This is a genomic window from Streptomyces sp. NPDC048566 (genome assembly GCF_043199735.1).
Lineage (GTDB): Bacteria > Actinomycetota > Actinomycetes > Streptomycetales > Streptomycetaceae > Streptomyces.
The window spans coordinates 673,331-694,945 of record NZ_JBICWL010000001.1; the positions used below are offsets into that span (position 1 = coordinate 673,331).

Consider the following 21,615-nt stretch of genomic DNA (forward strand, 5'->3'; position numbering starts at 1 on the left):
AAGAAGATGGCCCCTTCGCCATCTGCACTCCCTGGGGGGACCATGAACACCCGCACGATCACCGCCGTCACCCTCGCGTCCCTCGCGCTCGCGTCGCTGACCGCGTGCGAAAGCGAAGAGAAGAACGCCGTGGACAGCAAGAGCCAGCCGCCCAGCATCAGCGCCAGCGACAAGGCCAAGGCCCGCGAGGCCGCCGGCCTCCCGCCCGAGCCGACCGCCGCAACGCGGGCCGCCTTCCTCGACGCGCTGAACGCCATCGACTCCCGCATCATCAAGCCGGGCAAGGAAGACCAGGCCGTGGACCGCGGGATCAACCAGTGCAGCTCCATCAAGGCCACACCGGACGACACCGACAAGCTCGCCCAACTCGCCCTCGACCGGTTCACCGTCACCACGCGGCTGCCCGACATCAGCAACCCCGCGACCGGCACGAAGATCGTTGAGGCCGTGCACAAGCACCTCTGCCCCGACTTCTGAGCTACCCCATCGGGCCGAGCGCCCACCCACGCGGCCCCGTACCCACCAGGTACGGGGCCGCACCCACACCCACGTGGAGGTAGCCGTGGCACGCAAGGCCATGCAGGTCTGCCCCACCCCCGGATGCCCGACCCTCACCCCCCACGGCCGGTGCCCGTCCTGCCAGGCCACCGCCAGAGCCCAGCGCCCCACCCCGAGCACACGCGGATACGGCAGCGCCTGGCGCAAGGCCAGCGCCGCCTACCTCCGCGACCACCCGTGGTGCGAGTGCACGCAGTGCGCTGCGCTGCCCCTGCTGCAACGCGACCAGGCCACCGAGGTCGACCACATCGACGGCCTCGGCCCGCTCGGCCCGCGCGGCTACGACCCGGCCAACTGGCAGGCCATGAGCAAGCGTCACCACTCCCGCAAGACGGCGGCCGAGACATTCGGGACGTGACGGATCGTGACCTGACCCAGGGGGGTAACCCCAATCGGCTGGGGGTGGAGCAGCGCGGGGGAGGGCGCTGAGAGGTGCGTCGGGTTCAAAGGGTCCCCGCCGTCACGCAAGGTGACGGCCCGGTGCTGCGCAATGCAGCGCGTTGAAGGAGTGATCGACATGCCCCGTGGAGGAGCCCGCGCAGTGTCCGGGCCGGCACCGGACCCCCGGTCGCTGCGCAGCGCCAAGGCCATGGACAAGGGCGGGTGGCGGACGCTGCCCGCCGAGGGCCGACAGGCGCCGGCGCCTGGGTGGCCGCTCACGACGGCGGCCGAGCGTGAACTCGATCTGTGGGACGAGCTGTGGGCCAAGCCGCAGGCCGTGGCTTGGGAGGACATGGGCCAGGAGTTCGAGGTCGCGCTGTTCGTGCGGACGCTCGCCGAGGCGGAGCGTGCGGACGGCCGGGTCGACGTGAAGAAGATGGTCCGCGGCTACCTCGACTCGCTCGGCCTGAGCGTGACCGGCATGAACCGCAACCGGTGGAAGATCGCCCCGGAGGTGGAGGAGCCGCACGCGGGCAGCCCAGCGGCGCCGGCGGCCCGGCGGCCCTCCGCGCGCGACCGGCTGAAGGTCGTACCCGATGGCGACGGGGCCTGACGCCGGCGCCGAGTTCGTCGTCGACTTCCCCACCCTGTGGATCGTGCCCGACTGGATCGAGGAGCACTGCCCGGTCCCGGACGGGTTCCGCGTCGGTGAGCGCATGGAGCTGTATCCGTGGCAGCTGTGGTGCACGGTCAACCACTACCGGGTCCGCCCGGACGCGCGGGTCGGGCAGCTGGCGCCTGCGTTCCGATACCGGCGCTCTCAGGTGGTCGCGCCACAAAAGACGGGCAAGGGCCCGTGGTCGGCGACGGTGGTCCTGGCCGAGGCGGCCGGGCCCGTGGTGTTCGACGGGTGGGCGCGCGGCGGGGAGCGGTACCGGTGTTCGGATCACGGCTGCGGCTGCGGCTGGTGGTACGAGTACCGGGCCGGCGAGCCGATGGGCGTTCCGTGGCCTACCCCGTTGATCCAGTTGACCGCCACCTCGGAGGACCAGGTCGCCAACGTCTACCGGCCGCTGAAGTCGATGGTCAAGCGGGGCCCGCTCGCCGAGATGATGCAGTCGGGCGAGGAGTTCACGCGGGTCGGTGACGACGGCCGCATCGATGTGGTGACGTCGTCGGCGCTGTCCCGGCTCGGCAACCCGATCATCTTCGCGATGCAGGACGAGACCGGCCTGTACACCGCGCAGAACAAGCTGCGGCGGGTCGCGGAGACACAGCGGCGTGGCGCGGCGGGCATGGGCGGCCGGTCGATGGAGACCACCAACGGCTGGGACCCGTCGGAGAACAGCGTGGCGCAGACGACGTCCGAGGCGAAGGCCAGGGACATCTTCCGCTACCACCCGCAGGCGCCGAAGTCGCTGTCGTACAAGGACAAGCGGCAGCGCCGGCGGATTCACGCGGTCGTCTACGCGGGTTCCTCGCATGTCGACCTGGACGCGATCGAGGCGGAAGCCGCCGAGATCATGGAGAAGGACGAGGCGCAGGCCGAGCGGTTCTTCGGCAACCGGTGCGTGGCGGGCTCGGCGGCCTGGCTGGACGTGGCGAAGTGGGCGGCCAAGGCCAAGCCGCGGCGGGTGCGGCCGATGACGCGGATCGTCCTGGGCTTCGACGGCTCGGACGTCGACGACTGGACGGCCATCCGCGGCGAGACGATGGACGGCTACCAGTTCACGCCGCTGTACGGGCCGAACGACGAGCCGACCATCTGGAACCCGGCCGACCACGGCGGGCAGGTGCCGCGCGCCGAGGTCCGCGCGGCCATGGACCAGCTGATGCGCCGCTACGACGTGGTCCGGCTGTACGCGGACCCGCCGTACTGGGAGACCGAGATCGACGAGTGGGTCGACGGGTACGGCGAGGAGCGGGTGATCCGCTGGCACACCCGGCGCATCGTGCAGATGCACGCGGCGTGCGAGCGGCTGAAGACGGACGTGGTCAAGCGCAACAGCGCCGGGGCCGCGTTCACGCACGACGGCTGCGAGATCACGGCGGCGCACATCGGCAACGCGCGCGCTGCCGCTCGTCCGCCCGACCGGTACGTGCTCCGCAAGGCGAGCCAGGCGCAGAAGATCGACGCGGTCATTCCGAGCGTCCTGGCACATGAGGCGCTCGGCGATGTGATCGCGGCCGGGCTCGCCGAGCCGGAGACGTCCTACTACTACGGCAGTTGAGGAGGGTCCGATGGCCACGGAGGCGCAGGCCCTCCAGCTGGTGGCGCTGCTGGAGTCGGAGCTGGTCCGCCGGCGCGGGCCGATCGACCGGCACAACGCCTACTACCGGGGCAAGCATCCGCTGAAGTTCGCCTCGGACGAGTTCGCGAAGTTCCACGGCGACCGCTACCGGGACTTCTCCGACAACTGGGTGCAGGTGGTGGCCGACAGCCCGGTGGAGCGGCTGACGGTCACGGGGTTCGTCGCCGACGGCGACACCTCCGCGGACAAGGATCTGTGGAAGGTGTGGCAGGTCAACGGTCTGGATGCCGACTCGCAGCTGGGGTTCCTCGGCGCGGTCACCGGCGCCCGCTGCTTCGTCCTGGTGTGGGGTGACCCCGACGAGCCGGACATGCCGGTCGTCACCTTCGAGGACGCCTCGCAGTGCATCGTCGCCTACGAGCCCGGCTCGCGCCGCAACCGGCGGGCCGCGCTGAAGCGGTGGCAGGACGGCAACCAGGACTTCGCCACCCTCTACCTGAAGGGCGAGGTGTGGAAGTTCTCCCGGCCGCTGGCCCGGCAGGACAAGAGCCCGCAGCTGGCCGACGTCGACGAGGAGCTGCGCACCTGGACGCCGCGGGAGATCGCCGACGAGCCGAACCCGCAGCCCAACCCGATGGGCGTCGTACCGATGGTGGAGCTGCCGAACAAGCCCATGCTGGTCGAGGACCCGATCAGCGATGTGGCCGGCGTGGTGGCCATGCAGGACGCGATCAACCTGCTGTGGGCGCAGCTGTTCACCGCCTCCGACTACGCGTCCTTTCCGCAGCGAGTCGTCCTCGGCGCGGAACGGCCGATGATCCCCAAGCTGAACAGCGCCGGGGAGGTCGTGGGCAAGCAGCCGGTGGACCTGGACAAGTTCCAGGTGGACCGGGTCGCGTGGATCACCGGCAAGGACGCGCGGATCGCCGAGTGGCAGGCCGCGAACCTCGCCATGTACACCGGCACGATGGAGGTCGCGGTCGGGCATCTGGCCGCGCAGACCCGCACCCCGCAGCACTACCTGATCGGGAAGATGGCCAACCTGGCCGAGGGTGCGCTGCTGGCCGCTGAGACCGGTCTGGTCAAGCGCTGCGACGAGAAGACGCTGTGGTACGGGCAGGGCCTGCGGGAGGTGTCCCGGCTGATCGCGCTGGCCAAGGGCGAGGATGCGAAGGCGCAGGCGCTGCGCTCGGGTCGGGTGCTGTGGGCGGAGACGGAGTCGCGCAGCCACGCGCAGATGGCCGACGCTCTGCTGAAGCTGAAGCAACTGGGCTTCCCCTTCCAGTGGCTGGCCCTGCGCTACGGCCTCACCCCGACCGAGGTCGCCGAGGTGGTGGCGCTGCGGGAGCGGGAGATGGCGATGGACCCGGTCGCCGAGCTGACCCGGCAGATGACCCAGAACCCGGACGCCGGCGCCCCGGCCGAAGACGTACCCGCCGAGGTCGTGCCCGCGGGCGGGGAGGACGGGCAGGGGCCGCCGCAATGAGCCCGTCGGCTGTCGCCGAGGCGCACACCGAGGCGCGGCGCAGGCTGGCCGCTGCCGCGTCGCTGGCGGCCCGACGGGCCTGGCTGGCCATCGACCGGTCCGGCATCCAGGCGTCGTGGCTGCAGAGCCTGGGCAGTGTCCTGGCCGTCGTCTCCGGCGCGCAGCTGCTCGCGGCGCAGGGCACCGAGCCGTGGCTGCACGGCCTGCTCGGCGACGATCCGGACCGCGCGGAGTCCGACCGGCTGAACCCGGCGGCGCTGGCCGGCGTCACCGGTGACGGAACGCTCCTCGCGGAAGCACTGCGCATCCCGATGCTGACCGCGCTGCGCGCTCTGACCGGCGGTGCCCCGCTGGTGCAGGCGATGGCGCGCGGGCAGATCCTGCTCGATGTGATGGTCCGCACGGCGGTCGCCGACGCGGGCCGGGCCGCGGACACCGTGGGCATGGCCGCGCGTCCTGCGGTGACGTCGTATGTGCGGGTGGTGGAGAGCGGCGCGTGCTCGCGGTGCATCGTGCTGGCGGGCCGCGAGTACGCGGTGAGTACCGGGTTCCTGCGCCATCCGCGCTGTCACTGCGGCATGGAGCCCGTCACCCGCGAGCACAAGCCCGCCCCGTCCAGCCCCGGCCGTGTGGTCGAGGCGATGTCCGAGGAGCAGCGGCGGAAGGTGTTCGGCGCGGCCGGCGCGCGCGCGATCGCGCAGGGCGCGGATGTCGCGCAGGTCGTCAACGCCCGCCGCGGCATGGCCACCGCGACCGCCTTCGGCCGCAGCATCGCAGCGACGTCCGAGGGCACGGTGCGCGGTGAGTTCCGCCGCCGCGAGTTCCGCCGTCTGCAGGCCGAGGGCGCCATCCCGCGCTCGCAGTCGATCCGCGGATTCCGCCCCGAGCGGGCCCGGCTGATGCCGGAGGAGATCTTCCGGCAGGCCGAGGACCGCGCGCACGCGGTGCGGCTGCTGCGCCTGCACGGCTATCTGACCTGACCGCGCGCACGGCGCGGTCACCCACCCGCAACGGGAGCACCTGATGGATCTGTTCACCCTGCCCCGCCGTGCCCGCCGCCACGCTGCGGGCTGGTCCCACCCCTACGCGGCCGGCCCCTGGTCGCCGTTCTTCTACGCCGACGGCGACGGCACCGACGACGGCGACACCGGCGATGACGGTGACGGCGCCGGGAGCGATGGCCAGGACGCCGACGGCGCCGACGACGGTGACAGCGGTGATGGGGACGACGGGGACGACGACGCGGACCCGGACGGCGCCGACGACCTCGGCGACAAGGGCAAGCGGGCCCTGGCGTCGATGAAGGGCAAGTGGCGCACCGAGCGAGCCCGACGCCGCGAGCTGGAGCAGCAGCTGGCGGGCAAGGACGGCTCAGACGACGCAGAGGCCGCCCGCCGCAAGGCGGAGACCGAGGCGGTCGCCAAGGCCAACACGCGCATCCTCAAGGCCGAGATCCGGGCCGCGGCCAAGGGCCGCCTGAGCGACCCCAAGGATGCGCTGACCTTCCTCGACCTCGACCAGTTCGAGGTGGACGAGGACGGAGAGATCGACCCCGAGGAGATCGAGGACGCCATCGACGATCTCCTCAAGACCAAGCCCTACCTGGCAGCCGCAACGGCGAAGAGGTTCCAGGGCACCGGCGACGGCGGAGCGGCGCGCAAGGCGTCCCGGCCCAAGCAGCTCACCCGAGCAGACCTGAAATCCATGAGCCCCGAGGCCATCGAAAAAGCCCGCATCGACGGGCGTCTCGATGACCTCATGGGCGGCAAGTAGCCAGGAGGAACCCTCATGACCGTGCGGAACTTCGTTCCCGAGATCTGGAGTTCGCGACTGCTCGTCGCGACCCGCAAGGAACTCATCTACGCCAGCCCCACCGTCGTCAACCGCGACTACGAGGGCGAGATCGCCGAGGCGGGCGACACCGTCCGCATCACCTCGGTTTCCCGGCCCGCCGTCGGCACCTACGTGCCCGGCTCGACGACCATCACCCCCGAGAACCTCACCACCGGGCAGCGCACGCTGACCGTCGACCAGTCGAAGTACTGGGCGTTCTCCATCGACGACGTCGACAAGCGGCAGGCCAAGTCGAACCTGATCCCGCAGGCCATGAGCGAGGCGGCCTACGCGCTGGCCGACACCGTCGACCAGTACGTGGCCGGCCTCTACACGCAGATCGCGTCGGGCAACTTCCTGAACGCGGTGGGCTCCCCGATCGACACGTACACCACGCCCACCGACGCCTACGACAAGGTGCTGGTGCCGCTGCGTACCCGGCTGACCAAGGCGAACGTCCCGAAGATGGGCCGCTACGTCATCGTGCCGCCCGAGTTCTACGCCTCGCTGCTCCTCGACGACCGGTTCGTCAGCGCCGACAAGGCCGCGACGGACGCGGGCCTGCGCAACGGCTTCGTGGGCCGGGCCGCGAACTTCGACATCTACGAGTCGAACAACTGCCCTGTCCCGACCGGGGACACCACGGTCGTCCAGGCCGGCGTCAAGGAGGCCGTGACGTTCGCCGAGCAGATCAACAAGACCGAGGCGTACCGCCCGGAGAACTCCTTCGAGGACGCCGTCAAGGGCCTGGCCCTGTACGGGGCCAAGGTGATCCGCCCGGACCACCTGGCCGCCGCGTTCATCAACCCCGCCGCCTGATCGGAGACAGCACTCATGGCGACCACACAGCTCAGCTACACCGACCTCGTGCCCAACGGCGGTGTGGCGCAGCCCGCGGGCACCGCCCTGGTGGCGGCGCCCACGAACGACATGCAGCTTGCGGACGCGTTCCCGGAGCTGACCGTTCTGCGGGTGTCGAACACCGACGACGACACCGACCTGACCCTCACGGTGAAGGCGGGCGACAACCCGCCGGCGCTCGCCGCGGGGCAGGGCGACCTCGACGTCACCGTGGCGTTCGGCACGGTCCAGCTGATCGGCCCGTTCGAGTCGGGCCGGTTCGTGCAGTCCGACGGCTCGCTGATGATCGAGTCCACGACGAACACCGGCACGATCACCGCCCTGCGCGTCCCGAGGAACACCTGATGGCCGAGACGATCTACGTGCTCGGTGAAGGCGGCATGGTCATCGCGATGGACCTGCCCCTGCCCGAGAGCATCCAGGAGCGCCTCGACCGCGGCCAGCTACGGCGCGTCCACTCCGACGGCAGCCCGTACACCTCCGCCCCCGCGCGGACCGCGCCCGCGCCCGCGCGGGGCAGCGCCCTGACCGATGGCGCCGTTCCGCGCCCGGGCGCGCGGGCGGGCAAGGACGACTGGGTCCTGTGGGCCATGGCCACACACGCCCTGCCTCAGGAAAACGCCGAGGGCATGACCAAGGCTCAGCTGCAGGAGCTGGGCGAGCAGCCCGAGCCTGCGGCCGGCGCGCGCCCCTCCGAGGACGCGCCGAAGGCGGACTGGATCGCCTACGTGGTCCGCCAGGGACGGATGTCCATGGAGGACGCCGAGGCGTATACCAAGGCCGACCTGATCGCCCTGGTCAGCTGAGCCGGAAAGGGGGCCTGTGGTGGCGCTTACCTCACTGGCGAGCACATCCGATCTGGCCGCGCGCGGCCTGAGCGTGACGGCCGAGGAGACCACGGTCGCCCAGACGTATCTGTCCGTGGCCTCAGCGGCCGTCCGTGAGGCTGCCGGGGCGCCCATCTCGCAGACCACGTCGACCGTGACGGTCGAGGGCCCGGTCACGGCGTGGCTGTCGCTGCCGGGCCCGCCCGTCGTGTCGGTGGCGTCGGTGTCGATCGACGGGGAGGCGGTCACCGACTGGCGTTTTCGCTCGGGCCGCCTGTGGCGGGCGGCCGGCTGGTCGCCCGGCTGCGGGCCGTCCGAGGTCGAGGCCACCTACACGCACGGCCTGGCCGAGACGCCCGTCGACATCGTGGACCTGGTGTGCCGGATCGCGGCCGCCGCGCTGGCCGACTACCGGGCCGACACCGACGGGGCGGGCCTGGCTGCGGGCGACATCCGCGCCGAGCGGATCGGGGACTACGCCGTGACCTACGGCAGCCACGGTCTGATCACGGTGATGGAGCTGCCGGACTACGAGCGCGAGCGTCTCGCCGCTCGCTTCGGCGGCGGCGCAGACCTGGTGACGTCGCGGTGAGGGGCCGCGGAAGCATCGGCCGCCACCTCAACCGCCAACTGCAGGTACACCGCCTGCAGACGACCGACGACGGGCACGGCGGGCAGAGCACAGAGATGGTCCTGCAAGGCAGCGTGCGGGCCAAGGTCGACCAGCCCTCCCCCACCGAGCGGCTGATCGCCCAGCAGGCGCAGACCCGGCACTCCCACAACGTCTACCTGCTGCCCGGTGCGGACGTGCGGCGCGGCGACGAGCTGCGCGGCAGCGATGTGCTCGGCCACGCCCAGACCTTCCGGGTCCAGGCCGTGGTGCAGCCCTCCACCCCCGTCTACTCGAAGGCTCTCGTGGAGCTGGTCCAGAACGAAGGAGAACCCGATGGCTGATCTCAGTCTCGTGCCCGTGCCGGTGGACGCCGGGGTCGCCGACGTCGCCGGCGAGGCCGCCGCGGCGGGAGCGGGCGGCGACACCGCGCCCGTGGGCCCGCACCGGTTCCTGTACGTCGCCAACGGCGACAGCTCCAGCCACACCGTCACCCTCGCCACACCGGGCACCGTGAAGGGCCTGGCGATCAGCGACGCCACGGTGACCGTCGCCGCCGGGGAGCACGCGATCATCCCGCTGCACAACGTCTACCGCGGCGCCAACGGCCGGGCCGCGATCACCTACGACGGCGTCACCTCGGTGAGCGTCGCCGCGTTCGAGCTGGAGTCGTGAGCATGGCCGAGCTGCCGCAGGAGCCTCAGGAATGCCGCCGCCTCGCCGAGGACCACCTCGGCGCAGGCGACATCGACGCCGATGTGCCGCGCGCCATCGCGTGGGGACTGCTGGCCGTGGCCGGCGAACTGCACGAGATCCGTCGGCTCCTGCGCAAGCGGTGACGCGATGGCGCGCAGGAGAGCACGCGTCGAGGTCATCGGCCTGCCCGCCCTGGAGCGGCGACTGGCCCGTCTGGTGCCGCAGCTGCAGGAGGCGGCACGGGCCGCGGTCGAGGAGTCCGGGCAGGCCATGGTCGGTGACGTCCAGCGCCGCGTGCGCCGCGACACCGGCAACCTGGCGCAGAGCGTGAAGGCGGTCGCCGACCGCGGCGGGATGCGCACCTCGGTGGGCTGGCGGGACCAGGACGACCTGTACGCCGTCTTCCACGAGCGCGGCACCCGGCACGTGCCCGCGAACCCCACGCTCGTGCCCGCCCTGGAGCGCGAGGGCAGCGAACTGGTGGCCCGCCTGCGGGCCGAGGTGAGAGGGGCGCTGCGGTGACGATGCCCGTGTCCGACTCCGTGCTGCTGCCTCTGTGGGATGCGGTCCTGGCCCGTCTGACCGGCGACGAGGAGCTGATGTCGCTCGCCACGGGCGTCGTCGACTGGGTCGAGGAAGGCCGCCCCTACCCGTACATCGTCATCGGCGAGGCCGTCGAAACGCCCGACAACAGCCACGACAGCCACGGCTCGAACACCGTCATCACGCTGCACGTCTGGTCGAAGTACCGCGGCTACGCGCAGGCCCTGACGATCGCCGCACGGCTGCGGGCCCTGCTGGAACACCGGCCGCTGACGATCGCCGGACACCGGCACGTGGCGACCTACTACGTGTCCCAGCAGACCCTCACCGATCCCGAACCGCCGGGCGACATCCGGCACGTACCCATCTCGTTCCGGGTGCTGACCGAGGTCAGCGCGTAAGTCCCGGACCCCTGCACGGAAGGAGACCACCGATGGCCGGTGAAGACGCAACGGGGACCCTGCTCAAGCGGGACTCCACAGGCGGCGGCGTGTTCGTGACGATCGCGAGTGTGGAGGACCTGTCGGGGCCCTCCCGCTCCCGCAACATGATCGACGTGTCCGCGCACGACAGCCCGGACAAGTACCGGGAGTTCGTCAAGGGCATGAAGGACGGCGGCGAGGTCACCGCCACGATCAACTACCGGCCCGGGGAGACCACCCACCAGGCGCTGGACGCCGACTTCGAAGAGGACGATCTGCGGGACTACCAGCTGGTCATGCTCCCCGGCGACCCGGACGAGCACACCTGGGACTTCACCGCCGGCATCAGCGACCTGAGCGACAGCTTCCCGCTGGACGACAAGATGGGCCGGGACGTCACCTTCAAGATCTCCGGCAAGCCCACCCTGACCGCGACCGCCTGATACCCCCGCCGGAGAGGAGCAGCCCTGTGGGCAGCATCAAGGAAGCCATCCGCGCCGCGCGCGACATCAAGACCCAGCCCGACGTGGACATTCCCGAATGGGGGGTGTCCGTCGACGTGCGGGGCCTGCCGTCCGGTGACTGGGAGAGCTACCAGAACAAGCTCAACCGGATTCGCTTCCAGGAGGGCAAGAGCGGCGCCGAGATGGCGGTGAAGTCCAACCGGGCCGAGATCGTCGCCAAGTGCCTGTACGAACCGGGCACCGACACGCGGGTCTTCCCCGATCTCACCGAGGGCATCGCGATCCTGTCGAAGAAGGCGCAGGGCACCGTCGACGGCCTGTTCAAGCTGTGCCGTCACCTCTCCGGCGAGGACCGGGACTTCGAGCAGAAGGCCAAGGACGCGGAGGGAAACTCCGGCGGCGACCAGAGCTGAGGCTGCTCTACGACCTCTCCGTCGCCTACCACATCCCGCCGGGCGAGGTCCTGGACCGCTTCACCGACGACGAGATCGTCCACCTGGTCGCCTACCAGAGCCTGTACGGGCCGATCACCCCGCGGCGCCTGGACATCGTCCTGGCCCGGCACGCCATGGACGTGATGGTCCCCCACCTGAAGAAGGGCCGCCGGCCCCGGCTGCGGGACCACCTGATGACGTGGTCGCGGGCGGACCGCCCGGCGCGCACCGGCCGGGAGATCCTCGGCATCGTCCGGGACCTGCAACGGCACTTCGAGGTCGACGACAAGCGGCGCTCCCGAGGGGCCAAGCGCGAGAACCCGGAGGTGTGAGATGGCGGTCCTGGACGAGCTGCTGGTGCGCCTGGGCGTCGACATGTCCGAGGCCGAGGACGAGGTCGACCGCGGCTCGGCGGGCATCACCGACCGGCTGGGCGGGCTGAGCAAGGCCGGCGGTCTGGCCGCCGCGGGCCTGGGCGCAGCGTTCGTGATGGGCCTGGAGTCCGCCATGGACATCTCCGAGGTCACCAACCAGCTGCAGAACCAGCTCAACCTCACCGACGACGAGGCCGCCCGCGCCGGCACCGTCGCCGGTGACGTGTTCTCCGCCGGATTCGGCGGCTCCCTCGACGAGGTCGGCGAGGCCCTGGACGGGGTCGCGTCCTCGATGCACAAGTTCGGCTCCATCTCCGACGGCGAGATGGAGCAGCTCACCAAGGACGCCCTGGCGCTGGCGAAGACGTTCGAGTTCGACGTCGCCGAGTCGACGAACGCGGCGGGCGCGCTGATCAAGTCGGGCCTGGCCAAGGACGGCAGCGAGGCGATGGACCTGCTGGCCGCGTCCGCGCAGAAGCTGCCCAAGGCGATGCGCGAGGAACTGCCCGTCCTAACCACCGAGTACGCGGACTTCTTCGACCAGCTCGGGTTCACCGGGCCGCAGATGTTCGGCCTGCTCACCGAGGCCGCGAAGAACCCGCTGTTCGAGATCGACAAGCTGGCCGACGCCGTCAAGGAGTTCACCCTGCAGATGGCGAACACCAGTGCCGTCGAGGGCCCGCTGAAGGATCTCGGCCTGGACGTCGCCCACATCCAGAAGCTGATCAACACCGGCAAGGGCACCAAGGCGTTCGACGAGGTCAACGAGGCGCTGCTCAAGGTCGAGGACCAGACCAAGCGCACCGCCCTGCAGGGCGCCCTGTTCGGCGGGCCGGGCGAGGACCTCGGCAACACACTGCAGGCCGTCGCCCAGGCGGGCGGCGCCGCGGGTGCGGGCATGGACGATGCCGCCGGGGCCGCGCAGAAGATCACCGAGAACATGCAGAACAGCCCCGCCCAGCAGTGGGACCAGGTCATGAACGGGCTGTCGATCACCCTCGGGCAGATGCTGCTGCCCGTCCTGACCCTGGTGTCGGACCTGTTCAAGGAGCACTCCGGGCTGATGCAGATCGCCATCCCGATCGTGCTCGCCCTGGCCGTCGGCCTGGCCATCGCCGCCGCCGCCCAGTGGGCGATGAACGCCGCGTGGCTGGCCTGGCCCGGCACGTGGATCATCGCCGCGATCCTCGCCGTCATCGCGATCATCGTGCTGCTGTGGCGGAAGAACGAGACCTTCCGCGCCGTGGTGATGGCCGTCTGGGCTGCGGTGCGCGGCGGGGTGGAATCCGCCGTCAAGGGCGTTCTGGCCGCCGTGGGCTGGCTCGCGGCCATCCCCGGCAGGGTCGCCGGATGGTTCGGCGACGCCAAGGAGTGGGCCGTGCGCAAGGCCCTGGAACTGGTGCTGTGGCTGGCCGGGCTGCCCGGCCGGGTGGGCCGGGCGGTGGGCGGCATGTTCGACGGCATCCCCCGGGCCTTCCGCGGCGCGATCAACTCCGTGATCGGCTGGTGGAACCGCCTGCACTTCACCATCGGCGGCGGCTCGATCATGGGCGTGAGCATCCCCTCGGTCACCCTCAACACCCCCGACATCCCCTACCTCGCCGACGGCGGCATCACCACCGGCCCGACCCTGGCGATGATCGGCGAGGGCCGGGAGGACGAGGTGGTCCTGCCACTGTCACGACTGGACCAGATGCTGAACACCACCTCGCGCATGACGGGCAGCGTCCAGCCGGTCGAGACCCGCGTGACCCTCGCCTTCGAGGGCGCCGACGACGCCTTCGTCACCTTCCTCCAGGAGATCACCCGCACCAAGGGCGGCGGCTCCGTCACCCAACTCGCAGGGGAGGCATAGATGGCCCGGTGGCCGCTGAAGCGGATCGGGGAAATGCTCATCGACGGCACATGGGTGCCCGTCCCGCTGCGCGAGTCGACCCGCGTCACCATCTCCCGCGGCATCAGCTCCGAAGCGGTCAAGGCCCGCCCGGGCAGCATGTCCGTGCGAGTCAACGACCCCGACGCCCTGTACAGCCCGCGCAACCCCGAGAGCCGTCTGTACGGGAAGATCGGCCGCAACACGTCCTTCCGGTTCCGTGTCGGCGACGTGCCCGAAACCCCCGACCCGGTCATGACCGACGCCTTCGACCGGACGACGTCCAACGGCTGGGGAACCTCCACCTCCGGCACCGACTGGGTCATCTACGACCCGGCTGGGACATCGCCGCCCGCATCGGACTACGCGGTGGCCGCCGGCGCGGGCACCATGACCCTGGCCGTGGGCTCCTCGCGCTACATCGTCACCGACGGCCTCGACCTGGACGACTACGAGGCCACGTTCACCATCGCCACCGACACCCTGCCGCAGTCGCCCAACGCCGAGTCGGGCCTGACCTTCACCGCGGTGGTGCGCGCCAACGCGGCGGCCACCGAGTTCTACACCATCGACATCAACCTGCTGACCAACACCGGACTGCCCGACAGCGCCGGCCTGCGCGTCTCCATCGTGGGCCTGCGCTTCTACACCGGCACCGACTACGCGATCCTCGCCCCGTTCCGGCAGATCCCCAACCTGGTGTACGCCACCGACGCACCGCTGCGGGTCCGGGTCCGCTGCGAGGGCGGCGACATGCGGATGCGGGTGTGGAGCGAGGGCACCACCGAGCCCGACCACTGGCACTTCCAGGCATACGACGACACCTACGCCTCCGGCGAGTTCGGGTTCCGCGCCATCGTCCGCGCCATCGACACCCCCACTCCCGTCACCGCCTCGTTCGCCGACCTGGAGATCCGGCCCCTGGCCGAGGCGGCCGACACCGTCCGGATGACCGGGGAGACCGCCGGCATCACGCCCTACCAGGACGAGTCCGGCCGCGACGCGTATGTGGACCTCGACGTCGCCGGAGTCCTGCGCCGCTACGACGGCCCTCAGAAGCCCGTCCGGTCCGCGCTGCGCCGCCACATCAGCATCTACGGCCCCCTCGCTTACTGGACGTTCGAGGAGGGCGCGCAGGGAGACGCCTACGTCGCCGAGTACGGCGAGCAGTCCACAGTGGGGCCGCTCGCCGTCACCGGCCTGGACTTCGCCCGCGACAGCACCCTGGTGGGCAGCTCGGCCCTGCCGCTGGTCCAGGCCGGCGGAACGCTGCGGATGACGGACATCCCCGGCGACAACACCGGCTACTGGTCGCTCTACTTCATGGCCAAGTTCACCTCGGACGGCTTCCCCACCGACGGCGCCCAGCACGAGATCCTCACCTTCTCCACCGCGACCGCCACCCTGCGCGTCCTCGCCCAGCTGTCCGGCGGCTCCCACACCATCGTTCTGACCGGCACCGACGCCGACGGAACGAGCCTGGGGTCGGCATCCATCAGCCACGAGAACCTCCTCGCCGCGGGACGGCTCGGCCTCCTCGATCGCTGGCAGCAGGTCAAGGTGTACGCGCAGCAGTCCGGTGCGAACACGACGTTCACGCTGGCCCTGCTCGATCCGGACCTGCGCGGGCTGACGGCCAATCTGGCCGCCGCCGCGCTGGACGCCGACCACCCTCGCTCGATTCGCACCACGTTCGGATCGGGCGTGAAGGGCATGGGAATCGGCCACCTCAGCGTGTGGGGCTCCGCGTTCGTCAGCGCCTACACCAGCGTGCTCAGTGACACCCTGCGCTACGCCTACGAACTCGGCGCTCCGGGCATGCCCGCCCGGGACTGGCTGTCGGTGCTGTCCTGTGACCAGGCCGCCGCCCTGGACATCTACGGCCCCGCCGAGACTGCTCTGGGCCCCTACTCGGAGGACTCCTACGTCTCGCTGGTCGGCTACGCGGCAGAGACCGATATGGGCCTGCTCGTCGAGCAGCGCGACCGGGTGGCGCTGAAGTACGTCAGCCGCGCGCGTCTGTACAACGCGCCCGTGGACCTCGTCCTGGACTACAGCAGCGGGCAGGTCTTCGACCCCTTCCAGCCCAAGGACGACGACAAGGGCCTCACCAACCGCATCACCGCCCGGCGCCGCGGCGGGTCGGAGGCCACCGCCGAGCTGAGCGAGGGCTCGCTGTCGACGCAGCCGCCTCCCGACGGCATCGGCGTCAACGAGAGCACCGCCGACACCATCGTCTACCAGGACGCGCAGCTGCCCGGGCAAGCTGCATGGCGGCTGCACCTGGCGACCTGGGACGAGATGCGGGTGGCCAGCCTCACCCTGAAGATGGCCAACCCGCGCATGCGGGACCTGATCGACACCGTGCTGAGCCTCAAGGAAGGCTCCCGCATCCAGGTCGTCAACACCCCCAAGCGGTACGGGCCGGACGGCTTCGACCTGCTGGTCCGCGGCAGCAAGGAGGTCCACGCCGAGGGCGTCTTCGACATCACCTTCAACTGCACCCCCTACCGGCCCTTCCAGGTCGCCGAGGTCGCGACTGTGGAGGACTTCGAGGACACCGCCTACGCGGTCACCGCGACCGACGGAGGCACCCTGCCCTGGGCGCGCAGCCAGCTGCACTACAACACCGGGGCGTGGTCGCTGCGCTCCGGGGCGATCACCAACAACCAGACCTCCGACTGGACCGTGGCGATCCCGGCCGGCTCGACCGAGATGCGGTTCTGGTACTGGACATCGAGCGAGGCATCCGGCCCCGGATACGAGGGTGACCGGCTGCTCGTTCTGGTCGACGACGTCCAGGTCCTCCGTGCGCAGGGCACCACCGGCTGGACGCAGGCCATCGTCGATGTGACCGGCGCCGCCGCGGTGATCTTCCGCTACACCAAGGACAACTCGGCCAGCTCGGGCGAGGACGCCGCTCACATCGACGACCTGTCGTTCACCGGGCAGGCCCCGTGCTACGTGGACAGCAGCGGCAGCCAGCTCGCCGCGGACGCCACCGCGACCGCGACGAGCCTGTCCGTGGCCATCACCACCGGCGAGCCGTGGATCACCAGCACCAGCCACCCGGCCGAGTTCCCCTTCGGCATCCGGGTGGGCGGGGAAGTCATGACCGTCACCGGCATCAGCGGCACGTCATCCCCGCAGACGTTCACCGTGATCCGCTCCGTCAACCGGATCGTCAAGGACCAGACCGCGGACACGCCCGTCGCACTCGCGGAGCCCGCCTACACCTCACTGTGAGGAGACCCCCCGATGCTGTGGCAGCCAGGCATGCGGATCACCGACGACCGCCTCAACGCGATCACACCGGCCTTCGTCGACTGGACCCCCACGTGGACGACGAGCACCGGCGCCCACACCCCCTCGCTCGGCGACGCCACCGTCAACTGCCGGTACGCGCGGTGCGGGGATCTCGTCGTCGCGAACTTCGAGATCCTCTTCGGAGCAGGTACCAACTTCAACAGCGGTACCACCTCGGACAACTGGCGCTTCGGCTTGCCCGTTGTCGCCGCCGCGACCACTCAGGCCATCGGGTTCATGGAGCTGAACTTCTCGACCAGCGTCCGCGGCGTCGCGCGATGCCGGCTGACGTCCACGGCTGCCTTCGAGCTGGAGCTGTCCTCCGGCCGGCCCGACGGCACCGCCGTCACGAACAACGGTCTGGCGGACGCCCAGTCGCCCGAGACCTGGGCGTCCGGTGACGCCATCCGCGGCATCCTCCAGTACGAGGCCGCCGCCTGATCCACCCCCCCACACCGTCCGCCCCGAGCCATCTGGCCGGGGCGTTTCCCATGTCTGGAGGGCTCATGGCCACACCCATGACCGCTGCCCAGTTCGCCGCGGCCCTGCGCGCCGAGGGCGTGACCGTCGTCGAGGTCGGCAACTGGGCAGACCACAACCGCAACCACAAGGGCTCCTGGGGACCGGTCAACGGCGTGATGATCCACCACACCGTCAGCGAGGGCACCGGCAACACCGTCGCGTACTGCCGCGACGGCGACAGCGCCCTGCCCGGCCCGCTGTGCCACGGCGTCATCGACAAGCAGGGAGTCGTCCACCTCGTCGGCTACGGCCGCGCCAACCACGCCGGGGGCGGCGACAGCCACGTCCTGGCCGCCGTCGTCGCCGAGGACTACGGCGACCGCCCGCCGGCCACCCACGAGCACCAGGGCAGCGCGGGCGCCGTGGACGGCAACCCGCACTTCTACGGCTTCGAGTGCGTCAACCTCGGTGACGGCAAGGACCCGTGGCCCGATGCCCAGACCGAGGCCATCGAGAGGGTGTCGGCCGCGATCTGCCGGCACCATGGCTGGACGGCCCGCAGTGTGATCGGCCACCTGGAGTGGTCCGACTGGAAGTCCGACCCGCGCGGCTGGTCGATGACCGGGATGCGTGAGCGGATCGCCGGCCGCCTCGGCCACCCCACGACCGCCACCCCGGCCCCGGCCCCGGTCCCCGCGCGCCCGACGGTGTCCCTCGCGCACGTGGTCTACGCGGCCCGCCACGACCCGGCCGCCGCGCAGGGCCACACCACGCACAAGGCCGAAGTCCTGCTCGTCGAGAAGGCCCTCAAGTCCGAAGGTCTCCTCGCCACCCGCTGGGTCGACGGCAGCTTCGGCACCAAGACCGTCACCGCCTACGCCGCGTGGCAGCGCCGCCTCGGCTACAGCGGTCCGGCCGCCGACGGCATCCCCGGAATCGCCAGCCTCCGCCGCCTCGGCGCGGGCCACGGCTTCGACGTCAAGGAGTAACCCCCATGCTGCTGCCTTCCATCCTGCGCACCGTCGTGCCCCTGCTGGCCGGGTGGGCGCTGACCGTGCTGACCGGGCTCGGCCTGCACGCCGACTCCACCGCGGTCGCCGGCGGTGTCACCATCGCCGTGGCCGCCGCCTACTACCTCGCCTTCCGCATCTTGGAGCGGATCGGCGAGAAGATCAGCGTGCCGTGGCTGGCCACCCTCGCCGGCCTGCTCCTCGGCTACGCCCGCCCGCCCCGCTACGAGCCCACCGACGACGTGGGCGCCCTGATCCGTGCGAGCCGCCAGTGACGCCGCAGGACCCGGGCGTCTACATCAGCTCCTCGCAGATGTACCAGGAGATGAGATCCCTGCACGACGCGCTCACCCGGGTAGAGACGAAGATCGACGGGTTCAACGGCACGGTGAAGACGATCACCGACGACGTCACCGACCACGAGTCCCGCATCCGGACCCTCGAACAGACCGTGTGGCGGGCGGCCGGTGGCGCGGCCGTCCTCGGCGCCGGCGCCGGAGTCCTCGCCCAGTACCTCATGCGCTGAACACGCGGCCCCGCTCTCCTCCGGGAGGGCGGGGCCGCCTTCGTGCGTCCGGGCTCAGCGGAATACCGGAGCGGCACCCGACCGCCAGTCAGTCAGGCGCTTACGGATGCTGGCCACCATGGGGAGGTCGTCCGTCTCATCCGGGGTGAACCACCGGACGTCCGTCGACTCGTCCGACACCGCCAGCTCACCGCCCGTCGGGCGGGCCAGGAAGCAGATCGAGAACTCTTGGCGGACCTCACCGTCGTCGTAGGCAAAGACGTGTCCTGGGTCCGTGTATGTGCCGACCAGGCCGACTACCTCGACGTCGAGCCCAGTCTCTTCGCGCGTCTCCCGGACAGCGCACCCGGGCAGGGTCTCGCCGATCTCCATACGCCCGCCGGGCAGGGCCCACCGGCCGTTGTCCGCACGGCGCTGGAGCAGCACGCGCCCATCATTACCGACTACGACCACCGAGGCCGCAGGGACCAAGCTGTTCGCGGCCGGTGCGTCCGGGTCGTCCTCGTAGTCACGCCTGCCCATCGGAGCCCTCTCGTACCGGTCGGCCACGGGTCCACAATTCCTCGACGTGTGAGGCGAAGCGGTCGAACATGCCGTCGTTCTGGTGGCGCCGCAGGTGCAGCGTGGGTGCATCGTGCCCGACGCTGTGGGGCAGCAGGGGGGTGACGATCATGTCGTCGTCGAACCGGAACACCGACAGGTAGGCGTGCCCGTCGGAGTATCGGGCGTCGACCACGCCGTCGAGCTTCGCCAGCTCGGCGAGTGTGACGCGGATCCGGGTCGACAGCGTGAGCGGAACGCCCTCGTCCTGCTCACGCGCCCGGGTCATCGCACTGTCCGGGTCGCCGACGAGGAATCGGACCCGGCAGCCGGCGGACGCCTTGCGCCGCAGTGCCGTGCCGAACCGGGCTTGTTCGAGCCACAGGAAGTAGTTGGTGTATCCGGCGAAGGTCAGCTCACGCTCGGCCCGGGTGATGAGCGTCCGCCACAGGGCGGCCGGCACCGCCGAGCGGTACGGGAAGACCTCGACGACCTCGCGGTCGGGACCCACTTTGATGGCCGTCTTCGCTGCTGCTGGCCACAACACGCCCTCGTCCTCCCTCACCGCCTCGGCCACCGCCCAGCGGTGCCTGGCATGGGGGACCCGACCAGGCTGGGTGATCCAGCGGCCGACCGTCTTGGTGTCGACGTCGCAGCGCTCGGCCAGTTCTCTGTCGGTCAGGTTCGCCGCGACCATGGCCCGGCGCAGTGCTTCGTTCACGGGTGAGTACCCCCTGGGACGTTCGGCACGCTTCAAACGGTAGCGCCGCTACGTACCTAACGGTCCCGGAACGCGGTAGCAACGGCCCGCGCGGGGAGAGAACGTGACGTCACGTAAGGACCCCGGCGACCGTGCGACCGGTCCCGGGGTTGTGGCCGACTGGTTGGAGTCGACATGGCGCACCGTACCGCCCCTACCGCCGTCGCGGCAGGGCCAAGCACGCCCCCCGTGGACCTCCGCACCATGCGGACCACGGCGCGCGACGTCCTCGCCGTGAGTGCTCCGCCGGACCCCGCCTGGTTGGACAACTCTCTCTCGCTGCTGCGCGGGCACATCGACCTGATGATCCCGGAGATCCAGGCCCTGGCGGACGAGATGCCCGAGGAAGACATCCCCCGGTATTGCGCCCTCGCCTGCCTCGGCGAGGCTCGCCGCAAAGCCACGATCGAGGCGCGCCCCGAGATTTCCAGCCAGCTCGCCCACGCGCGCCGACTCGCTCGCGTGCTGAACGCGCTGTGCGACCACCATGAGGGCCTGGGCGGGAAGTGACGCGTCAGCGCACGAGGTCGGCCAAGTCGACCCCGAGAACGTGGGCGAGAAGCAGGAGATCCTCGAGGGTCGGGATGCGCTCCGCGTACTCCCAGCGATGCACCGTCCGGTGGTCCCTGCCGATGCGCTCGCCGAGTTGAACCTGCGTCAGGTTCGCGTGCAGTCGCGCGGTGCGGATGCGTGCGCCGATCTCCCGGCGGCGGGCGGGTACCCAGTCGGGCATCGGGTCGAGCGGCACCCGTCCCACGCTTTAACGATCATGGCGTTCTGTCTTTGCCCGGCCGGGCAAATTCCCTGATCATGAGGGCGTGAGATCGGTTCGGCGAGGGCATACCCACGGAACTCCCCACGGGCCCACCGCCCCCCGGAGGCGCCCCGCAGCCCTGCAGCTATGGCATATGCCGCAGGGCTCCATGTAGTGTCCAGGAATCGAATACATGTTCACACGAACGGGTGATTACGTATTCTGACCTGCCCTGATAGACATGTGGGGCGGGTGAGTGCACAGACCACACACCCCCCATGCGTGCCGGGCGTCATACGAGGTGGCCCCTCCCGTGGCGCCCGGCACACGCACCCCCGCACTCTCACCCGGAGTGCGGGGGTTGCGCGTTGGGGCAGTGACCTGCGCTTTCTGCTAGATCGTTTAGGCGATATTTAGGAGACCGCGCACCGTAGTGACCCTGTACCGAGGGCGTAGGCAGACCGTAGGTAAACGGGGAGACCGGGCAAGACAAAGGCCCCGGACCCTCCCTGACCTGGGAGGACCGGGGCCTATGCCCTGATCAACGCTGTGCCCCCGGCAGGATTCGAACCTGCGACACCCGCTTTAGGAGAGCGGTGCTCTATCCCCTGAGCTACGAAGGCGTGCGGATCGTGAGTGATCC

General features: G+C 70.6%; 29 protein-coding genes and 1 tRNA gene. 26 read left to right on the top strand and 4 right to left on the bottom strand.

What is annotated here, in order from left to right; genetic code table 11:
• The first annotated feature begins 42 nt into the window (after positions 1–42).
• From ACGFS9_RS03020 to ACGFS9_RS03140, 25 genes are all read left to right on the top strand, one after another.
• Complete coding sequence (locus ACGFS9_RS03020; RefSeq protein ID WP_393250172.1) at positions 43–477, top strand: hypothetical protein; 435 nt, start codon at positions 43–45, stop codon at positions 475–477.
• Positions 478–562: 85 nt separating this feature from the next.
• On the top strand, positions 563–916 hold the full coding sequence (locus ACGFS9_RS03025) for an HNH endonuclease signature motif containing protein (RefSeq protein ID WP_393250174.1): 354 nt from the start codon (positions 563–565) through the stop codon (positions 914–916).
• 159 nt (positions 917–1,075) lie between these two features.
• Complete coding sequence (locus tag ACGFS9_RS03030; protein WP_393250176.1) at positions 1,076–1,552, top strand: hypothetical protein; 477 nt, start codon at positions 1,076–1,078, stop codon at positions 1,550–1,552.
• Complete coding sequence (locus tag ACGFS9_RS03035; RefSeq protein WP_393250178.1) at positions 1,536–3,170, top strand: hypothetical protein; 1,635 nt, start codon at positions 1,536–1,538, stop codon at positions 3,168–3,170. Before ACGFS9_RS03030 ends, ACGFS9_RS03035 begins: the two co-directional genes overlap by 17 nt.
• A gap of 10 nt (positions 3,171–3,180) precedes the next feature.
• A complete protein-coding gene (locus tag ACGFS9_RS03040; protein ID WP_393250180.1) occupies positions 3,181–4,677 on the top strand; it encodes a phage portal protein in 1,497 nt (498 codons plus the stop codon).
• Positions 4,674–5,657: a hypothetical protein gene (locus ACGFS9_RS03045; RefSeq protein ID WP_393250182.1), complete on the top strand. Its 984-nt coding sequence runs from the start codon at positions 4,674–4,676 to the stop codon at positions 5,655–5,657. Before ACGFS9_RS03040 ends, ACGFS9_RS03045 begins: the two co-directional genes overlap by 4 nt.
• Positions 5,658–5,700: 43 nt before the next feature.
• The gene (locus ACGFS9_RS03050) at positions 5,701–6,450 is read left to right on the top strand and encodes a hypothetical protein (RefSeq protein ID WP_393250184.1); all 750 of its coding nucleotides are present in this window, start codon (positions 5,701–5,703) and stop codon (positions 6,448–6,450) included.
• Positions 6,451–6,465: 15 nt separating this feature from the next.
• Positions 6,466–7,329: a P22 coat protein - protein 5 domain protein gene (locus tag ACGFS9_RS03055; protein ID WP_393250186.1), complete on the top strand. Its 864-nt coding sequence runs from the start codon at positions 6,466–6,468 to the stop codon at positions 7,327–7,329.
• Between the two features lie 15 nt (positions 7,330–7,344).
• Positions 7,345–7,716, top strand: a complete 372-nt coding sequence (locus tag ACGFS9_RS03060; RefSeq protein WP_393250188.1) for a hypothetical protein — start codon at positions 7,345–7,347, stop codon at positions 7,714–7,716.
• Positions 7,716–8,177: a hypothetical protein gene (locus ACGFS9_RS03065; RefSeq protein WP_393250190.1), complete on the top strand. Its 462-nt coding sequence runs from the start codon at positions 7,716–7,718 to the stop codon at positions 8,175–8,177. Before ACGFS9_RS03060 ends, ACGFS9_RS03065 begins: the two co-directional genes overlap by 1 nt.
• Before the next feature lie 19 nt (positions 8,178–8,196).
• Positions 8,197–8,790: a hypothetical protein gene (locus ACGFS9_RS03070; RefSeq protein WP_393250192.1), complete on the top strand. Its 594-nt coding sequence runs from the start codon at positions 8,197–8,199 to the stop codon at positions 8,788–8,790.
• Positions 8,787–9,152 carry a head-tail adaptor protein gene (locus tag ACGFS9_RS03075; protein WP_393250194.1) on the top strand — a complete coding sequence of 122 codons (366 nt, stop codon included), beginning with the start codon at positions 8,787–8,789 and terminating at the stop codon, positions 9,150–9,152. Before ACGFS9_RS03070 ends, ACGFS9_RS03075 begins: the two co-directional genes overlap by 4 nt.
• Entirely contained in the window at positions 9,145–9,483 is a 339-nt protein-coding gene (locus tag ACGFS9_RS03080) for a hypothetical protein (protein ID WP_393250196.1), read from the top strand. Before ACGFS9_RS03075 ends, ACGFS9_RS03080 begins: the two co-directional genes overlap by 8 nt.
• Positions 9,480–9,647: a hypothetical protein gene (locus ACGFS9_RS03085; RefSeq protein ID WP_393250198.1), complete on the top strand. Its 168-nt coding sequence runs from the start codon at positions 9,480–9,482 to the stop codon at positions 9,645–9,647. The genes ACGFS9_RS03080 and ACGFS9_RS03085 overlap by 4 nt, the downstream gene beginning before the upstream one ends.
• A 4-nt stretch (positions 9,648–9,651) precedes the next feature.
• Positions 9,652–10,026, top strand: coding sequence for an HK97 gp10 family phage protein (locus ACGFS9_RS03090; protein ID WP_393250200.1), 375 nt, complete (start codon positions 9,652–9,654; stop codon positions 10,024–10,026).
• A 2-nt stretch (positions 10,027–10,028) separates the two neighbouring features.
• Positions 10,029–10,448: a DUF3168 domain-containing protein gene (locus tag ACGFS9_RS03095; RefSeq protein WP_393250513.1), complete on the top strand. Its 420-nt coding sequence runs from the start codon at positions 10,029–10,031 to the stop codon at positions 10,446–10,448.
• A gap of 32 nt (positions 10,449–10,480) precedes the next feature.
• On the top strand, positions 10,481–10,912 hold the full coding sequence (locus ACGFS9_RS03100) for a phage tail tube protein (protein WP_393250202.1): 432 nt from the start codon (positions 10,481–10,483) through the stop codon (positions 10,910–10,912).
• A 26-nt stretch (positions 10,913–10,938) separates the two neighbouring features.
• The gene (locus tag ACGFS9_RS03105) at positions 10,939–11,346 is read left to right on the top strand and encodes a hypothetical protein (protein WP_393250204.1); all 408 of its coding nucleotides are present in this window, start codon (positions 10,939–10,941) and stop codon (positions 11,344–11,346) included.
• A complete protein-coding gene (locus ACGFS9_RS03110) occupies positions 11,262–11,699 on the top strand; it encodes a hypothetical protein (protein WP_393250206.1) in 438 nt (145 codons plus the stop codon). Before ACGFS9_RS03105 ends, ACGFS9_RS03110 begins: the two co-directional genes overlap by 85 nt.
• A gap of 1 nt (position 11,700) precedes the next feature.
• Positions 11,701–13,596 (top strand): hypothetical protein, encoded by a 1,896-nt coding sequence (locus ACGFS9_RS03115; protein WP_393250208.1) that lies wholly within the window; start codon positions 11,701–11,703, stop codon positions 13,594–13,596.
• The gene (locus ACGFS9_RS03120; RefSeq protein WP_393250210.1) at positions 13,597–16,860 is read left to right on the top strand and encodes a hypothetical protein; all 3,264 of its coding nucleotides are present in this window, start codon (positions 13,597–13,599) and stop codon (positions 16,858–16,860) included. It begins immediately after the preceding gene.
• Positions 16,861–16,872: 12 nt separating this feature from the next.
• Complete coding sequence (locus ACGFS9_RS03125; RefSeq protein ID WP_393250212.1) at positions 16,873–17,361, top strand: hypothetical protein; 489 nt, start codon at positions 16,873–16,875, stop codon at positions 17,359–17,361.
• Between the two features lie 65 nt (positions 17,362–17,426).
• Positions 17,427–18,371 carry an N-acetylmuramoyl-L-alanine amidase gene (locus ACGFS9_RS03130; protein WP_393250214.1) on the top strand — a complete coding sequence of 315 codons (945 nt, stop codon included), beginning with the start codon at positions 17,427–17,429 and terminating at the stop codon, positions 18,369–18,371.
• Positions 18,372–18,376: 5 nt separating this feature from the next.
• Positions 18,377–18,667 (top strand): hypothetical protein, encoded by a 291-nt coding sequence (locus tag ACGFS9_RS03135; RefSeq protein WP_393250216.1) that lies wholly within the window; start codon positions 18,377–18,379, stop codon positions 18,665–18,667.
• Positions 18,664–18,918: a hypothetical protein gene (locus ACGFS9_RS03140; protein WP_393250218.1), complete on the top strand. Its 255-nt coding sequence runs from the start codon at positions 18,664–18,666 to the stop codon at positions 18,916–18,918. Before ACGFS9_RS03135 ends, ACGFS9_RS03140 begins: the two co-directional genes overlap by 4 nt.
• 54 nt (positions 18,919–18,972) lie before the next feature.
• Here the strand turns inward: ACGFS9_RS03140 and ACGFS9_RS03145 are convergent, their stop codons facing one another.
• Positions 18,973–19,440: an NUDIX hydrolase gene (locus ACGFS9_RS03145; RefSeq protein WP_393250515.1), complete on the bottom strand. Its 468-nt coding sequence runs from the start codon at positions 19,438–19,440 to the stop codon at positions 18,973–18,975.
• Positions 19,427–20,179, bottom strand: a complete 753-nt coding sequence (locus tag ACGFS9_RS03150; RefSeq protein WP_393250220.1) for a DUF5919 domain-containing protein — start codon at positions 20,177–20,179, stop codon at positions 19,427–19,429. The genes ACGFS9_RS03145 and ACGFS9_RS03150 overlap by 14 nt, the downstream gene beginning before the upstream one ends.
• A gap of 243 nt (positions 20,180–20,422) precedes the next feature.
• Between ACGFS9_RS03150 and ACGFS9_RS03155 the strand changes: the two genes are divergently transcribed.
• Entirely contained in the window at positions 20,423–20,728 is a 306-nt protein-coding gene (locus tag ACGFS9_RS03155; RefSeq protein WP_393250517.1) for a DUF6415 family natural product biosynthesis protein, read from the top strand.
• A 4-nt stretch (positions 20,729–20,732) separates the two neighbouring features.
• Here ACGFS9_RS03155 and ACGFS9_RS03160 read toward each other — a convergent pair whose 3' ends face one another.
• Complete coding sequence (locus ACGFS9_RS03160; RefSeq protein WP_393250222.1) at positions 20,733–20,975, bottom strand: helix-turn-helix domain-containing protein; 243 nt, start codon at positions 20,973–20,975, stop codon at positions 20,733–20,735.
• 547 nt (positions 20,976–21,522) lie between these two features.
• Positions 21,523–21,595, bottom strand: a tRNA-Arg gene (locus ACGFS9_RS03165).
• Positions 21,596–21,615 lie beyond the last annotated feature (20 nt).

Bases quoted from the DNA above. Each gene is read 5' to 3' on its own strand.
- ACGFS9_RS03020 (WP_393250172.1), top strand. From the start codon at position 43: ATGAACACCCGCACGATCACCGCCGTCACCCTCGCGTCCCTCGCGCTC.
- ACGFS9_RS03030 (WP_393250176.1), top strand. From the start codon at position 1,076: ATGCCCCGTGGAGGAGCCCGCGCAGTGTCCGGGCCGGCACCGGACCCC.
- ACGFS9_RS03035 (WP_393250178.1), top strand. From the start codon at position 1,536: ATGGCGACGGGGCCTGACGCCGGCGCCGAGTTCGTCGTCGACTTCCCC.
- ACGFS9_RS03040 (WP_393250180.1), top strand. From the start codon at position 3,181: ATGGCCACGGAGGCGCAGGCCCTCCAGCTGGTGGCGCTGCTGGAGTCG.
- ACGFS9_RS03045 (WP_393250182.1), top strand. From the start codon at position 4,674: ATGAGCCCGTCGGCTGTCGCCGAGGCGCACACCGAGGCGCGGCGCAGG.
- ACGFS9_RS03050 (WP_393250184.1), top strand. From the start codon at position 5,701: ATGGATCTGTTCACCCTGCCCCGCCGTGCCCGCCGCCACGCTGCGGGC.
- ACGFS9_RS03055 (WP_393250186.1), top strand. From the start codon at position 6,466: ATGACCGTGCGGAACTTCGTTCCCGAGATCTGGAGTTCGCGACTGCTC.
- ACGFS9_RS03060 (WP_393250188.1), top strand. From the start codon at position 7,345: ATGGCGACCACACAGCTCAGCTACACCGACCTCGTGCCCAACGGCGGT.
- ACGFS9_RS03065 (WP_393250190.1), top strand. From the start codon at position 7,716: ATGGCCGAGACGATCTACGTGCTCGGTGAAGGCGGCATGGTCATCGCG.
- ACGFS9_RS03080 (WP_393250196.1), top strand. From the start codon at position 9,145: ATGGCTGATCTCAGTCTCGTGCCCGTGCCGGTGGACGCCGGGGTCGCC.
- ACGFS9_RS03090 (WP_393250200.1), top strand. From the start codon at position 9,652: ATGGCGCGCAGGAGAGCACGCGTCGAGGTCATCGGCCTGCCCGCCCTG.
- ACGFS9_RS03095 (WP_393250513.1), top strand. From the start codon at position 10,029: ATGCCCGTGTCCGACTCCGTGCTGCTGCCTCTGTGGGATGCGGTCCTG.
- ACGFS9_RS03100 (WP_393250202.1), top strand. From the start codon at position 10,481: ATGGCCGGTGAAGACGCAACGGGGACCCTGCTCAAGCGGGACTCCACA.
- ACGFS9_RS03115 (WP_393250208.1), top strand. From the start codon at position 11,701: ATGGCGGTCCTGGACGAGCTGCTGGTGCGCCTGGGCGTCGACATGTCC.
- ACGFS9_RS03120 (WP_393250210.1), top strand. From the start codon at position 13,597: ATGGCCCGGTGGCCGCTGAAGCGGATCGGGGAAATGCTCATCGACGGC.
- ACGFS9_RS03125 (WP_393250212.1), top strand. From the start codon at position 16,873: ATGCTGTGGCAGCCAGGCATGCGGATCACCGACGACCGCCTCAACGCG.
- ACGFS9_RS03130 (WP_393250214.1), top strand. From the start codon at position 17,427: ATGGCCACACCCATGACCGCTGCCCAGTTCGCCGCGGCCCTGCGCGCC.
- ACGFS9_RS03135 (WP_393250216.1), top strand. From the start codon at position 18,377: ATGCTGCTGCCTTCCATCCTGCGCACCGTCGTGCCCCTGCTGGCCGGG.
- ACGFS9_RS03145 (WP_393250515.1), bottom strand. From the start codon at position 19,440: ATGGGCAGGCGTGACTACGAGGACGACCCGGACGCACCGGCCGCGAAC.
- ACGFS9_RS03155 (WP_393250517.1), top strand. From the start codon at position 20,423: ATGCGGACCACGGCGCGCGACGTCCTCGCCGTGAGTGCTCCGCCGGAC.